Annotated in this window: 14 protein-coding genes; 3 read left to right on the top strand and 11 right to left on the bottom strand. The window is 36.4% G+C overall.

Annotation, left to right across the window (positions count from 1 at the left end):
• Positions 1–10: 10 nt before the first annotated feature.
• Positions 11–556: a hypothetical protein gene (locus O1A01_RS11460; protein WP_270066303.1), complete on the top strand. Its 546-nt coding sequence runs from the start codon at positions 11–13 to the stop codon at positions 554–556.
• Positions 557–604: 48 nt separating this feature from the next.
• On the opposite strand, the gene O1A01_RS11455 is transcribed toward O1A01_RS11460, so the two are convergent.
• From O1A01_RS11455 to O1A01_RS11430, 7 genes are all read right to left on the bottom strand, one after another.
• Positions 605–1,021: a VOC family protein gene (locus tag O1A01_RS11455; protein WP_066411701.1), complete on the bottom strand. Its 417-nt coding sequence runs from the start codon at positions 1,019–1,021 to the stop codon at positions 605–607.
• Positions 1,022–1,304: 283 nt separating this feature from the next.
• Entirely contained in the window at positions 1,305–3,014 is a 1,710-nt protein-coding gene (cydC, locus tag O1A01_RS11450) for a thiol reductant ABC exporter subunit CydC (protein WP_270066302.1), read from the bottom strand.
• Positions 3,011–4,723: a thiol reductant ABC exporter subunit CydD gene (cydD, locus tag O1A01_RS11445; protein ID WP_270066301.1), complete on the bottom strand. Its 1,713-nt coding sequence runs from the start codon at positions 4,721–4,723 to the stop codon at positions 3,011–3,013. The genes cydC and cydD overlap by 4 nt, the downstream gene beginning before the upstream one ends.
• A 5-nt stretch (positions 4,724–4,728) precedes the next feature.
• Positions 4,729–4,830 (bottom strand): cytochrome bd oxidase small subunit CydS family protein, encoded by a 102-nt coding sequence (gene cydS / locus O1A01_RS25455; protein ID WP_412766289.1) that lies wholly within the window; start codon positions 4,828–4,830, stop codon positions 4,729–4,731.
• Between the two features lie 12 nt (positions 4,831–4,842).
• The gene (locus tag O1A01_RS11440; RefSeq protein WP_270066300.1) at positions 4,843–5,856 is read right to left on the bottom strand and encodes a cytochrome d ubiquinol oxidase subunit II; all 1,014 of its coding nucleotides are present in this window, start codon (positions 5,854–5,856) and stop codon (positions 4,843–4,845) included.
• Positions 5,853–7,190, bottom strand: a complete 1,338-nt coding sequence (locus O1A01_RS11435) for a cytochrome ubiquinol oxidase subunit I (protein ID WP_270066299.1) — start codon at positions 7,188–7,190, stop codon at positions 5,853–5,855. The genes O1A01_RS11440 and O1A01_RS11435 overlap by 4 nt, the downstream gene beginning before the upstream one ends.
• A 515-nt stretch (positions 7,191–7,705) precedes the next feature.
• The gene (locus O1A01_RS11430) at positions 7,706–8,290 is read right to left on the bottom strand and encodes a vWA domain-containing protein (RefSeq protein WP_270066298.1); all 585 of its coding nucleotides are present in this window, start codon (positions 8,288–8,290) and stop codon (positions 7,706–7,708) included.
• Positions 8,291–8,384: 94 nt separating this feature from the next.
• Between O1A01_RS11430 and O1A01_RS11425 the strand changes: the two genes are divergently transcribed.
• The gene (locus tag O1A01_RS11425) at positions 8,385–8,882 is read left to right on the top strand and encodes a hypothetical protein (RefSeq protein ID WP_270066297.1); all 498 of its coding nucleotides are present in this window, start codon (positions 8,385–8,387) and stop codon (positions 8,880–8,882) included.
• Between the two features lie 40 nt (positions 8,883–8,922).
• On the opposite strand, the gene O1A01_RS11420 is transcribed toward O1A01_RS11425, so the two are convergent.
• The gene (locus tag O1A01_RS11420; protein ID WP_270066296.1) at positions 8,923–10,080 is read right to left on the bottom strand and encodes a glycerate kinase; all 1,158 of its coding nucleotides are present in this window, start codon (positions 10,078–10,080) and stop codon (positions 8,923–8,925) included.
• A gap of 68 nt (positions 10,081–10,148) precedes the next feature.
• Entirely contained in the window at positions 10,149–11,165 is a 1,017-nt protein-coding gene (locus tag O1A01_RS11415; protein ID WP_412766290.1) for a serine hydrolase domain-containing protein, read from the bottom strand.
• Between the two features lie 175 nt (positions 11,166–11,340).
• Here O1A01_RS11415 and O1A01_RS11410 point away from each other — a divergent pair, with 175 nt between their 5' ends.
• Positions 11,341–11,670, top strand: coding sequence for a heme oxygenase (locus tag O1A01_RS11410; RefSeq protein WP_066411730.1), 330 nt, complete (start codon positions 11,341–11,343; stop codon positions 11,668–11,670).
• A gap of 66 nt (positions 11,671–11,736) precedes the next feature.
• Here the strand turns inward: O1A01_RS11410 and O1A01_RS11405 are convergent, their stop codons facing one another.
• Together O1A01_RS11405 and O1A01_RS11400 are read right to left on the bottom strand one after the other, a co-directional pair.
• Positions 11,737–12,915, bottom strand: coding sequence for an LL-diaminopimelate aminotransferase (locus tag O1A01_RS11405; RefSeq protein WP_270066294.1), 1,179 nt, complete (start codon positions 12,913–12,915; stop codon positions 11,737–11,739).
• Positions 12,916–13,137: 222 nt separating this feature from the next.
• Positions 13,138–14,208 carry an SEC-C metal-binding domain-containing protein gene (locus O1A01_RS11400; RefSeq protein WP_270066293.1) on the bottom strand — a complete coding sequence of 357 codons (1,071 nt, stop codon included), beginning with the start codon at positions 14,206–14,208 and terminating at the stop codon, positions 13,138–13,140.
• Positions 14,209–14,353 lie beyond the last annotated feature (145 nt).

Here is a 14,353-nt window from a genome sequence, read left to right as displayed (position 1 = left end):
TGTTGAATATATGAATGAAGGATTTGGAAAATTGTTTTGGGGATTTCTATTTGTGTTTATAGAAATTCATCTAGTTTTTATTGATATTTTACCTGATCCAATTGGATACATATTGATTTACACCGGACTAGGAATTATTGTTTCTAAATATCCTACTATCCACGTAAAAAAAGCGAGAGGATTTGCATTAGCACTTATTTTCTTTTCTGTACCAACTATATTTATTGCCCAAAACGAAATAAAAAAGCAAGTATTTACATTTTGGAGTACTTACTCCTTTTTATTAGAAATAGTGCAGTTTATATTAATCTTTTATACGTTCCAAGTAATGCTAGAGCTCGCCAAAAAGCTTGAATCTGATTTATTGTATAGAGGAACCTCCAATCTATTGAAAGTTTATACATCACTATTCGTCTTGTTAACAATATTACAAACATTTGGGATGAATTTTTATAGTAGTACTTTAACGGGTCTAATCATTTTTTTAAATGTCGTAACGTTTGTTGTCATGATCATATTTTTAGTACATCTTCGCCAATTTAAAAAATGGCCTTAAGATTGAACAACAAGAGGCGCTCCGAATTTGGAACACCTCTTCTTCCACTTATTCCTCTTCTTGATAACTAACTTGCCAGCCAATCCCAAACTTATCTGTAATTGAACCGTAACATTTGCTCCAAAACGTTTCTTGAAGCTCCATGCCAACTTTTCCGCCTTCTTTTAACTTATGAAAGTAAGACTCGATTTTTTCACGGTCATCACTAATGACTGCTAACGTAATGTTGTTCCCTTCTACGTGCGGTGAGCCCGGGAAATTGTCAGAAAACATAATAGGACTACCTTCTACTATCAGTCTCGCATGCATAATTAAATCTTTTGCCTCTTCTGGAAGCGGAAACTCCGGATTCGGAGGTGCTTCCCCAAACGTCATAATTTGTGCCTCTGTTTGAAAGGCTTCAGCATAAAATTCTACAGCCTCACGACAATTACCTTGAAACGTTAAATAAACATTTACACCCATCTTGTAAACACTCCCTTTTAATTATGTATTCCACCTATAAGGATGGACGAAAAGCTGTACTTCAAAACAAGTTATTTGTAAGATTGCGATTGTTTCTCCAATCTTTCCGCCTAAATAGTAGGAACCGTACTAAATGAAAATCGGTAGACTTTATATGCTAATGCAGGATGTTGGTTCATAAACTCATTAGAGAGATCATTAGAATCTTCTGATATGATTCTACTTTAACATATTCACTTAAAAAAAGAGTACAAAATCTTCAGTAGATTTCGTACTCTGTCTGCTACAATTCAACTATATTTTTCTCTAGTTCTTTTAATTCGTAAAAGTACCCATTAGCCACCATTAACTCTTCAAACGAACCATTTTCTATTATTTTTCCGTGGTCCATGACGATAATCTGATCCATTTTTTCAAGACCTGTGAGACGATGACTTACTAGAATAACTGTGTCACTTTTTGCGTGTTCCTCTAATAGACGATACATTCGTTGCTCCGTCCAACCGTCCAAGGAAGAAGTTGGTTCATCTAGCAACCAAAGGTTCCCACTCTTTACTAGTGCACGCGCCATTGCAAGTCTTTGCTTTTCTCCGCCAGATAAGTTTTCTCCTTTTTCTAAAACAGGATCAGTTGGACTAAAATGAGAAAGTTCCACTTTTTCTAGTAAAAACGCGACTTCTTCATCATGCATTTCTTCTGCTGCTAATAAATTATCTTTTATTGTTCCTGAAAAAAATTGATTTTCTTGTAAAATAACTTTTGTACTTGCCCAAATATTTTCTGCTTGAATGTTTTCAATTGGCACACCGCTAATACGAAAGGAGCCTTCATTTATTTGATACATTTTTAATAAAAGTTTTAGCAATGTTGATTTACCAGAACCACTGGCACCAACAATTGCCACTTTTGAGCCTGCTTTAATGTCCAAGGATACTCCACGAATCGTTTCACGTAGTTCTCCTGGAAAACGAAAGTGAACATGATCCAACGTAATAGACAGTGGTCCTTTTGGTAAGTCAACCGTATTCTCTTTGTCACTTTTATCTTCTGACACAACATCCTGCAATCGGCTTGCCGCTCTTTCACTTTCCTCGTAATACACTGGAAAAGCGGCCATCGGAGTAGAGTGTTCAAATACGTTTAAACTAATCATCACGATCATTGCTAAGAAGATACCATCTAACTGATTACTAGCAACTAAATAACCACCAACAGCTAAAACAGACCATAAAATAACAAACGATGCTCCTAAATTAATAGAATGGTTTTTATTCACCTCAGATTCGGACTTTCTATGTTCTTCTACATAAGCATCGGAGGCTGCAATTAACTGTTCTTCTTTCTTCTCTAATTGCTGGTGAATTTTCAACTCTCGGAACCCTTGAAACCACTCCGTAACTTCCGTTGAAAATTTTGCACGTTCTTCCCTTATTCCTCCACTTAATGCTCTCTGTTTTTTCGCAAACCACGCCGGGATAACAAAACCTGTGACTATTAACCCAACTGTTAACAGAATAACAACTTCTATCGAATAAAAAGAAAGAAAAAGTAACGTCGTTAAAAAGACAGTTACCATTAATATAGGTGGATAGACGACTCGTAAAAAGAAGTTTTGCAAGCTTTCCACATCTCCAACGATACGTGCGAGTAAGTCACCACTTCTAAACTGCTGAATTTTGCTAGGTGCCATTTTTTCAATACGCTCATAAAAATAAACACGTAAGTCACTTAACATCGTAAATGTTGCACGATGGGAAAAAAGGCGCTCTCCATAACGACTTGTCGCACGAATGATGCTTCCAATTTTCACCACCGCAACCATCCCAATTAATACGTATAAAGGTGGTTCAAGTGCAGCTTGAGAAATTAAAAATCCGTTCGCCGCGAACAAAGTGACAGCAGCAATTCCTGCTAAATAACCGAACAGAACGGATAAAACGACATCTCTTTTCTCTTTTAAAAGAACAGAAATAATACGGGTTAATTCTTTCACTGCACTTCCCCTCCTTTTTTAAATAATTGTTCGTAACCTATTACACTAGTTCTTAATTGTTCATCAGTACCGATCGCAGCTATTTCTCCATTTTGTACAAATAGAATCTGGTCCGCACTTTTTATCGTTTGTAATCGATGAGCAACTGTAATGACAAGTGCATGTTTCGCCATTTCTCTAATCGATTGCTGTAATAATTTTTCAGTCATTAAATCAAGCCCTGATGTAGGTTCGTCAAAAAGGATAATAGATGGTTTCTTTAAAAAAGCTCGTGCTAAAGCAATCCGTTGTTTTTCTCCGCCAGAAAGACCTCGACCACCTTCACCAATCACCGTGTTTACTCCATCTGGCAATGATTCAACAAGTTCTGTAATATTCGCTTTTTTAATTGCTTCTTCCATATCCGAATCATTTACCTTTAGTCCGAGAGCAATATTTTCTGCAATAGAGCCAGAAAAAAGGTACGGATGTTGTGTAATGTAACTAACGCGTTGAAACCATTCTTTCTCTTCATAGTCGTTTCTATTTTTACCGTTAATGATTACTGTACCTTCCGTAGGTTGCAGTAATCCTGCTACAACGTGTAAAAGAGTCGTTTTTCCTGCACCACTTCGACCAACGATGGCAATTTGCCCTGTGGCTGGAAATGTATAGTCGACTTTTTGGAGTGCAAAACCTTCCCCATAGGAAAATCCGACATTTTGTAGTTTAACTTCCATTCTATTATTAGGAAGTTTTTCTTGTCCCCATTGCACTTTTTTTCCTTGCTCTATTAGCGCCTCTTCTATTTTCGTTGCTGCTCCTGAACTGCTTCGCCCTGCATGGAAAGCACTTCCTAGTTCTTTTAATAGATGGAAGAATTCCGGTACTAAAAGTAAGATAAAAAATGCTGTGAAGAAGCTAATTTGTTGAAAGACAACGAGTCGCAACCCTAACTCTAGCGCTACGAGTCCAATACTTAACATCGAGATAAACTCGAGCATTAAAGAAGACATGAACGCAACTTTTAAAATGTCCATCGTGGAATCACGAAAATGAAGAGAGCTAGATCGAATCACTTCTTTATAATGGTGAGATCGACCGAATACCTTTAAGCTCGTTAACCCTTGAAGCGTTTCAAGGAATCGACCAGAGAACGTATTTAAACTATCTAGTTTTTCTTCCGATTTTTTTTGCGTTTGCATACCGATTATTGCCATAAATAACGGAATGAACGGTGCGGTAATGATGATAATCAACCCTGAATAGAAATGTTGCGAAAAGACCGCAATTAAAATAATGACCGATGCAACGGTAGATAAAATCCGTTGTGGAACATAGCTACTGTAAAAGCTATCAATTTCATCTACTGTATCGAGCATTACACTAACCTTTTTACCAGATTGACCTTTGTAAGATGTTAATAAAGATTGGCCAGAATAGGCTTGAAGAAGCTTTTTTCTAAAGTCACTTTTAACGACTGAAGCCATTTTCACACCAATTTGTCCAGAACTATATGAAAGTAGTGCCCTAATAAAGAGCACTACTGCTAAACCGATAAAAAATGGAATGACTTGTTGAAAACTTTTTTCGCCGAGGAATAAATCATCGACTATCGACACAATGAAGAAAGCTTGTGCAACGACGATGATTCCAAAAGCGATAGATAAACTATATAAACTGTAGAACCGTCCCTTTTGCTCACACGCTAACTTCTGAAGTGTTTTCATCCTAATTACTCCTCATATTTTGTACTTTTTCCTACTACTAGAAAAGAAGTGAAAATAGCTAACAATACGATAAGGAGCGGTGCATAAAACAGTAAAAAGTTATGCATTGTATTCTCCTCCTATACACCTTTTTTAATGTAAGGTTTATTCATAATAAATAGCTTAAACACTAAATATAGTGATGGAATTAATAACATTAATCCTAAAATAAATACAACTACTAATGATATTGCCATCGTTTCATTCGTAAAGCTGTCGTAAATCGTTAAGTTTGGATACAGTAAGTACGGATAGCGTGACACACCGTAAGCATAAAACGCTAATGCGAACTGCAGCACTACAAAAATAAACGACCAGCCGTATCTTGCTTTTTTCAAGAACCATAAGCTTACAGCAAACGCAATTGCGGATAAGGCAAACACCCACCATAAGTTTAGCATTCCTTGAAAATGGTCTTCGTTATGCCATTTCATCTCGATAATAATACCTAAAGCAGTGATAAGTGTTGGAAAACTCCATATCCACGTATATTTTCTAAATAACTTAAGCGCTCCTTTATCTTCCGCTACTGATGAATAATAAGCTAAGAAACTAGCAGAAATGAATAGAACACTTACTAAACTTAAAACAATAATGGACCATGCAAACGGACTAGTAAATAACGCAACATAATCCAACTCTAACGTACCTGCTGCCGTTTCTTTAATAAATCCACCTTGAGAAACAATTAACGCTGTCGTTAATGATGCAGGGATTAACACTCCCGTAACCCCGTACATTAACGTATATCCTTTATGTCCTTTCGTCCCATACGTACCAAAAGCATAATAGCTTCCGCGTAGTGCTAAAAGGATAATTGAAATACTAATCGGAATTAAAAGTACAGTTCCGAAATAATATGCCGTTTTTGGAAAGAAACCTACCATTCCTATGAAGAAGAATACAAGAAACACATTCGTAATCTCCCAAACTGGTGAAAGGTATCTTTGAATTACAGTGTTTACAATATGATGCTTTCCTGTTAAGAGCGTTTGCGCATTAAAGAATCCAGCCCCAAAATCAATCGAGGCAACGATTACGTAACCGAAAAGGAAAAGCCATAGTACGGATATACCTAATATTTCAATCGTCATACGGCAACACTCCCTTTCTCACGCATCTTTTCGATTTCATTTTCAACCGGATTTTTTCTAAACATCCGAGTTAACACGACAACTGTACCGACCATCAAAATAAAATATAAAACAGCAAAGGCGATAAACATTGCCCAGACGTATGGTGAAGTTGTCGCCCCTTCAGCTGTCGTCATATATCCTCTCATTATCCAAGGCTGACGTCCTAACTCAGTAAACCACCAACCAGCTTCAATCGCAATCATCGCCAACGGACCTGACGCAACTAAGCCCCAGCGGAACACTTTAGAACGAATGATAGACCAATTAAATTTAAGACCTATCACATAAACGAGTGACAATAACATTAGTCCTATTCCAATCGACACCATGATGTCAAAGAAGTAATGAATAATATACGGTGGATGATACTCTTCTGGAATATCGTTTAATCCTGTTACTACACCTGTAAAATTGTTATGCACTAAAAAGCTTAATGCATACGGAATTTTAATAGCATACTTTACTTCATTTGTTTCCGTAAGGACACCGAAAAGTACGAGTGGTGCTTCCCCTTCTGTTTCAAAATGCCATTCCGCAGCAGCTAATTTTTCCGGTTGGTACTCAGCAAGGAATTTACCAGATAAGTCTCCAACTAACGCTGTTGCTATCGTAAAAACAAAAGCAATTTTCATCGTTAACGCTAACCCTTTACGATGATATTCATGACGATTACCTTTCACTAAATGAAAAGCAGCAATTGAAGCAAGTATGAAACCTGCTGTCATATAAGCTGAAGTTAACACGTGTGCAACTTTCGTCGGCATTGCTGGATTAAACATCGCTAGCAGAGGAGAAATGTTTGTTAATTCACCATTTAATACAGCAAAACCTTGTGGCGTATTCATGAACGCATTTACGGATGTAATAAATAACGCCGACATTGCACCACCAATCAGCACAGGTGCTAGTAGGTAGAAATGATGCTTCGGGTTTTTAAAACGATCCCACGTATATAAATATATTCCTAGAAAAATAGCTTCAAAGAAAAACGCGAACGTCTCCATAAATAATGGAAGTGCCACTAGCTGACCAGCGAATTCCATAAACCGTGGCCATAATAATGCTAGTTGGAGGGCAATTGCTGTTCCTGTTACAACACCAACTGCTACACTAATGACATATCCGTGAGCCCAACGCTTTGCCATTAATAAATAATGATCGTCATTCCGCTTTAATCCAAGCCAATGCGCAACCATAATAAAAAGCGGTACCCCAACCCCGACCGTCGCAAATACAACGTGAACGGATAGTGTTAACATAGACAAGTACCTACTAAACTCTACTGATTCCATTTATGTCACCTCATTTACTGTTCCTTTACACATTATATATACAGTATAAACCGAATTTGTTTGTGAAATATATCACATTTTGAACAGATTTGTTACGAATTAGTAGCGAATTTGTGACGGAAGAATATGGGAGGGTTAGAATGTTTACTAAGAAGTTTACATTATATATGGAGTAAATGCTTGAAACAATAGACAATAATGCAGGTTCCTTGCTCTAGACAGGAAGATGTAAGTTTGGTGCTGCTTGAGGTGGCGGGAATGTACTTGTGACTGATTTTTGTATCGAGGTAAATTTTATGCTGACTTTTGCCGCTCGATTGCACCAGTTTCGGAGATTTATGCACCACTTCCGGGTTGGATTGAACCACTTTTCCGGGCTTATGCACCAGTACGGTTTTTTGCTAACTTTTGCAGCTCAATTGCATCCTAGGATACTAGACCGCACCATTTCTCCAGTTTTATACATGAAACTAAAAAAAGTGACAACCTACAAAGGCTATCACTCTCTTATTAGTTTATATATTTCTTCTATCTATTACCGCCTCACAAACTACATCATACATTTTTTCCACACCCTTTTCTGATGCTTCGAACTGGAAGGCATTATCGATAGATATGCCGAGCGAATCTGCTTCTTTAACGGCATCTATGTTTGCTCCCATAAAAATGAATTCCCAGTTATATTTTTCTTGTTGATGAGTAATTAGCTTTTTTACTTTTTCATAAGTGAATTCACGACTGGCATTTTCCATGCCGTCCGTTGTAATAACGAAGATTACTTTGCCTGGACGATCCTTTTCTGAAGTACTCTTCAATCGGTTGCCTACCGACACGATACTTTTTCCTACAGCATCAAGCAAAGCAGTGGTACCTCGAACGAAATATTCATTGTCCGTTAATGAAATAGAATATGCAGAAACACCCTCCCATAAGATTTCATATTCGTCATCAAATAAAACAGTTGTTAACTTAGTTTCTCCCGGTAACTCACCTTGCCTTCTAACGAACGTATTAAACCCTCCAATTGTGTCACTTTCTAAACCAGCCATAGAACCGCTTCTGTCTAATAAAAAAATTATTTCTGTTAATTTGTTGTTCATCTAAATCATCCTTCCATCTGTTTATGCTATAATAATAGCCAATTAAAACCAATAAATGGTCGCCTTAAAAGCGACATTTTCGGAGGATGAAGGAATGATAAATCCTGAATTATTAAAACAATTAGAAGCATACATCTCACTACATATGGAACCAAAAGTACTTTACTCTATGGATGCGGATTATTATTTGGAGAAACAAATTTCCGAAAATGTTATCAATATCGAATTACAACAATTTATTAAAAGAAAACAGCAACCTACTTTGACCGAAGTGCTGTTTCAGTTTATAGATAAGAAAGGTTTGAAAGATTCGGAGGTATATAAGAAGGCCGGCTTAGACCGAAAGCTTTTTTCAAAAATACGATCCACGCCTAATTACCGACCACGGAAAAACACGATAATCCAATTAGCATTAGCGCTAGAATTAGATAAAAAACAAACCGACAAACTATTACGTTCCGCCGGTTATACGTTATCTGATAGTGATATGTTTGATCTAACGATACTTTTTTGCTTAGAGAAAAAAATATACAACATATATGAAGTAAATATTGCTCTTGAACATATAGGAGCAAAACTATTAGATTCTTAAATATTGATAGTGACTGTCTAAGTTGTAACTAGGAAAATGTTTAGCTTTTTTTCTGTCTTCCTAAAACCGTTCCAATCTGCAATAGTTTCATCATTCGTTTTGTTGTTTCGTAGAGAAGTGTCTCACCGTTTGTAATTGCCTCTTTTAACGACATTGGTCCGTCTACAATCGAAAGAATAGCTTTAATTCCTTCCTGTTCAAGCAAAGAGGAATTTTCACCGATGGAACCCGCAATGACGATAACTGGCACATCATATTCTTTCGCAATTCGAGCAAGTCCTACTGGCACTTTTCCCATTAAAGACTGGCCATCAATTTTACCTTCACCTGTCACAACTAAGTCGGCCGTCTTTACATGTTCACGAAAATTCGTCATTTCTACAATAAGATTAAGGCCACTTTCGAACTGTACATCTAGCAATGATAATAAACTAAAACCAATTCCTCCAGCAGCTCCACTACCAGGATACAACCTGTAATCCTGTACTGACACATTGTTCATTACATATGAAAAGTGTTCCATTCCTTTTTCAAAGTATGGAAGCTGTTCTGTCGTAATTCCTTTTTGTGGACCAAACATGTACACAGCGCCCTTTTCACCTAATAGTGGGCTCGTAACATCTGATGCAATGGTCAGTTTGACATTATAAAGCCTTGAATCAACGTTTGCTATATCTATACTATGTATTTCGTGTAAACGTCCACCTACTCTATCGATCTCGCATCCTGTTTTATCTAGGACGATTAAACCAAGCGCTTGAAAAAGTCCAACACCAGCATCGACCGTTGCACTACCACCAAGTCCTAAAATTATGTTTTCTGCACCTCTATCAAGAGCATCTTTTATTAACTGTCCAGTACCAAAGCTAGATGTTTGTAACGGATTAAGTTCTTCTAAGGTTAATAACGGGAGCCCCGATGCGGAAGCGGTTTCTATAATGGCCGCCTTTTTAAATTTGAGCCATCCATAACTTGCTTCTATTAAACGTCCTAACGGATCTTCTACCGTGCAAGTTATTTCTTCCCCACCGATTGTTTGTAATAACGCGCAAACAGTTCCTTCTCCACCGTCAGCCATTGGGATTTCGACCACCTCTATTTTGTGATCAAAATCTTTTATCGCTTGGCTAATGATTTGAGTTGCTTTTAAACTGTCGAAGGAACCTTTGAAGGAATCTGGTGCAACTACAATTTTCACTTTGTCTCCTCCTATCACATAGATCCATTCACTCTATTTGAAGCTCATTTAACGTAAGTTAATTTACTTCATGATGTTAAGGCGTTCTCAATTGTCTTCATCACATCATACGCTCCTTCTGACTTATTAGAAGGAATGACAACTGTAAGTTCATTGCTTGGGTAAAAAGCTGAGTGAAAACTAACACCAGGGTCGTAACCCATTACATGATATTTGAAGATTTCATTTTTCTTTTTAGCAACCCATACACCGTAACCGTAACAATCATCCTCTTCTACAACAACATGTGGTGCTAAAAGCATGTTTGTTAATTGTTCCGATAATAATTGAAATCGAAGCAAACTCTGCCAAAACTTAACCATATCTGCTGCAGTAATAAAAGCTCCCCCATCGGAACCGCCTTTTACTGGTATAGAGTAAATATTTGTTTTCCATGTACCATCTTCGTTATCAATGTAACCGAGGGCAGTTTGTGCTGGTAGACTATGTAACTCAAAGTAACCACTACCTTCCATACTACATCGGACAAATATATTCTTCTCTACGTATTCCGTAAACGGTAAACCACTCTGTTGTTCTACGATTAAGCCGAGTAGTATATAGCCTGCATTATTATAATGAAACTTCTCGCCAGGCGTAAACATCATTTCATTATGCTGAAACATCGGTAAAAAGTCATGTAGACGCTCGATTGTATACATAGGACGCTCTTTCCAAAGATCAGCAAAGTCGTCCATAACAGCTTCATCAAAGTAATCAGGAATTCCAGATGTGTGCGTTAACAATTGATGAACTGTTATATTTTCATCAAAGTTCGAAAAAGTGATTGGTAAGCAATCTTTCAATCTAGTTTCGAACGAAAGTACTCCCTTTTCTACTAATTGACTTATTGCAACAGCCGTGAATATTTTACAACCAGAAGCAATTCCAAATCTCGTATCCATTTTGTTATTTATTTTATCACTTCTATTAGAAAGACCGTATGCAGATTGAAAAAGTACTTCTTGGCCCTTTTGTATAGATACTACTCCAGAAAAATCAATTGATTTACATGTTTGTTCTATTAACATCTTTAAATTTTTCATAATCATCCCCCTTCTTTTTATTATACCACTATTATTAGAATTTTCTAGGAGAATCACATTCGGTCTTTTATTTGCATTTGTCAGGTTTTATTTGCAATAATCTTATTGGTAGAGAAAATAGGATAGTTAATATCCTTGTTAAGACATAATTGAAATAAATTAGAGGAGGAATGACATGATCGTCGTTACGAACAGAATAAAAACTAAAAAAGGATTTGCAAAAAAACTAGCACCTAATTTTACGAAAGAAGGACCGCTTCAAGAAATGGAAGGCTTCATTAAAGTTGAAGTACTAGTTGCCGAGAACTTTGAAGAATATGATGAACTAAGTGTTAACATGCATTGGGAGAGTCATGCACATTTTATGGAGTGGAGAAACAGCGATATTTTTAAACAAGCACATAACAGACCGAAAAATGCTGATGATGGGGAATCTCCAATGTTAGGTAGCCAAATAGTCGTAGCAGAAGTTGCTTCTGTATTACATGCCCTTCCTAAAGAATAATAAAGCCATTAGATTATATGAAAAAGAGCATTTCCAAATTTGAAAATGCTCTTTTTCATTACTTTACTATTTTACAAGTGTAGAGAACAAGTTACTTTCTTTTATTTTATCAACTGCTCGTAATAAAAGACTTTCACTTTGGACAAGTGCGATACGTACGTATCCTTCCCCCTCTTGACCAAATGCATTACCTGGAGTCACAACAATTCCAGCTTCGTCTAACAATTTATAAGCAAAGTCCATGGATGTATATCCCTGTGGAATTTTTGCCCATAAGAACATCGAAGCTTTCGGGGACTCTACATCCCAACCGATACTTTTTAATCCTTCTACTAAAACATCTCTTCTATTTTTGTACGTTGCTCTTAACGTATCCGTAAAGGAAGCAGAATAAGTTAATGCTTGAATCGCTGCTTTTTGAATGGGGATAAACACACCGTAATCGAGATTAGATTTTAAACGATTAAGCCCATCTATGACTGTTTCATTTCCGACTACATAGCCAATTCGACAACCAGCCATATTAAAGCTTTTCGAAAGCGAGTTAAATTCTACACCTACTTCGCTCGCACCTTCGATGGATAGGAAGCTAATCGGCTTCTCGTCATAATATAGCTCCGAATAAGCAAAATCATGTAAAACAATGATATTATACTCGTTTGCAAATTGGACAACATTAGCAAAAAACTCTTTAGTAGCTAATGCAGGGACTGGATTTCCTGGAAAATTCAAAATCATTAATTTAGTCTTTTCCAATACGTCTTGCGGAATAGTTTGCAAATCTGGCAGAAAATTATTTTCTTCTTTTAGTGCCATTGGATAAGGTTTTGCACCTGCTAGGGAAATAGCTGCTTCGTACGCAGTATAACCAGGATCAGGCACTAATATATAATCGCCAGGGTTCGCGAATGCTAACGGTAAATGAACTAGTCCATCTTGTGATCCCATAACCATTAATACTTCCCTGTCCTGATCAACATCTACTTGAAATTCTCGCTTATAGTACCCTCGAACTGCTTCATGGAAGGAAGGAATACCCGTTAAAGAGTAACCGTATTGTGTTTCGTCTTGAACTAGTTTCGCCAATTCTTCTCTTACAAAATCTGGTGGTGGTAAATCTGGACTCCCAACACTTAAATCAATTATTTCTTTCCCCTCTTGTTGTAGTTTCTTTTTATATGCTAATAGTTCTGAAAAAATTAGCGTTGGAAATTCATTCATCTTTTGTGAAAATGTAATCTTCACATTAGCCACCTCTTTATTTATTTGAAATTGTATAAAAACTTATTTTAACATTATAACAAGTTTTCGCTTTAAAGGAATAAAAACTTTTAATTTTTTATGTTTTTTCAAAAAATTAAACTATATATCTTTTTTGATTGTCTTCCTTCCAACCCTAAAATAATTTATAAATGAATAATAAAAAAGGTCCAAAATCAGTCTAGACCGAATTTTGGACCTTTCCATTTATGAAGTTGATTCTACTGCAAGATTCATTTCGTTAAAATCTTGTTTAATAGCTAAAATTTCATCCTCTAAAACAGTAACTAAATCTTTATATTTTGCGGAAATGCTGCTACTTGTTATTCCGAAATCTTCTGCAATTCCACTTTGTGTCAAATCTTTAGAGTAAGGACCTAGCTTGTCAATTAAGTAAATCAATGCTCCTGCATAAAGAGCTGGCTTTTGGATTCTCGGGTTTTTTCGACTACAGAATTGTTCCCATAACGAAATTCCTAAACTTGCAAAAGCTTCCTCTCCCCAATATCGTGCTACATTTTCTTCTAGTAATTTTGCTACTTCTTTTTGGGAGACTGTATTCCATTCCATATCTTCTGTTGTTACAAGTACATCATCCAAACCTTGAACGGAATCAAATTCATCTAAAATAAACCATTTAATCAATTCAATAAAGTTTGATTGTAAGTATTTTGCAGGTTCAGATTGGCTTAACAATTTAGACGTTATGTTGTTCGCTTTTTCCCGAGTAACGGTTAGCATCTCAACGAAGAAAATATATTCTTCTTCATTAGGTAGAATCGTTCCAAACAATAAACTACCAACTTCCGTCTTTTGAACAGTATCTAACGCACGGACAATTATATGTTCATTTGTCACAACGTTACGAACATGCATATTAGCTTGTTCATCAATACGTTCAACAACCGAAACAGTAAGCGTGGCAGCTTTCCATGATGCTACTATATCAACTGTCTTTTGTCTTGTACTTTTTATTTCACTGTTTTCTACATATTCTTCTAGTATTGTTTTTCCTTCATTCCGCTTAACAGTCGTTATGTAGGATAATACACTATAATAGTATAACGATTCATTACTTTCATCTATGTCCGGTTTAACATATTCATCAATTTCAGATTTATATTGACTTAATGCAAAATGGATAATCTCTTTTTGTATGTCACCTAGTTCTTTTCTAACTAACTGTTCCACCGAGACAATCGTTTTCTTTTCACAGCATTTTTTATATTTTTTTCCACTACCACACGGGCAGTTATCATTTCTACCAACTTTTGTCATTGGTGTCACCTCTTTCGTGTTGAAAAATATGCGCATAGACTAAATTAACATGTTTTCATAAATAAACATAGTATTTTTCTTTTTTCAGAACATTCCCAACATAAAAAGTACCAACTAGAACATTGCCTAGTTGGCTCTTTCATGA

The sequence above is a fragment of the Sutcliffiella sp. NC1 genome, from assembly GCF_027594365.1.
Taxonomy (GTDB): domain Bacteria; phylum Bacillota; class Bacilli; order Bacillales; family Bacillaceae_I; genus Sutcliffiella; species Sutcliffiella cohnii.
This window is presented reverse-complemented; position numbering and strand designations above follow the sequence as displayed.

Excerpts from the sequence above, each read along its gene's own strand:
- O1A01_RS11460 (WP_270066303.1), top strand. The coding sequence starts at position 11 with ATGAATGAAGGATTTGGAAAATTGTTTTGGGGATTTCTATTTGTGTTT.
- O1A01_RS11455 (WP_066411701.1), bottom strand. The coding sequence starts at position 1,021 with ATGGGTGTAAATGTTTATTTAACGTTTCAAGGTAATTGTCGTGAGGCT.
- cydD (WP_270066301.1), bottom strand. The coding sequence starts at position 4,723 with ATGAAAACACTTCAGAAGTTAGCGTGTGAGCAAAAGGGACGGTTCTAC.
- cydS (WP_412766289.1), bottom strand. The coding sequence starts at position 4,830 with ATGCATAACTTTTTACTGTTTTATGCACCGCTCCTTATCGTATTGTTA.
- O1A01_RS11440 (WP_270066300.1), bottom strand. The coding sequence starts at position 5,856 with ATGACGATTGAAATATTAGGTATATCCGTACTATGGCTTTTCCTTTTC.
- O1A01_RS11435 (WP_270066299.1), bottom strand. The coding sequence starts at position 7,190 with ATGGAATCAGTAGAGTTTAGTAGGTACTTGTCTATGTTAACACTATCC.
- O1A01_RS11430 (WP_270066298.1), bottom strand. The coding sequence starts at position 8,290 with ATGAACAACAAATTAACAGAAATAATTTTTTTATTAGACAGAAGCGGT.
- O1A01_RS11425 (WP_270066297.1), top strand. The coding sequence starts at position 8,385 with ATGATAAATCCTGAATTATTAAAACAATTAGAAGCATACATCTCACTA.
- O1A01_RS11415 (WP_412766290.1), bottom strand. The coding sequence starts at position 11,165 with ATGAAAAATTTAAAGATGTTAATAGAACAAACATGTAAATCAATTGAT.
- O1A01_RS11410 (WP_066411730.1), top strand. The coding sequence starts at position 11,341 with ATGATCGTCGTTACGAACAGAATAAAAACTAAAAAAGGATTTGCAAAA.
- O1A01_RS11400 (WP_270066293.1), bottom strand. The coding sequence starts at position 14,208 with ATGACAAAAGTTGGTAGAAATGATAACTGCCCGTGTGGTAGTGGAAAA.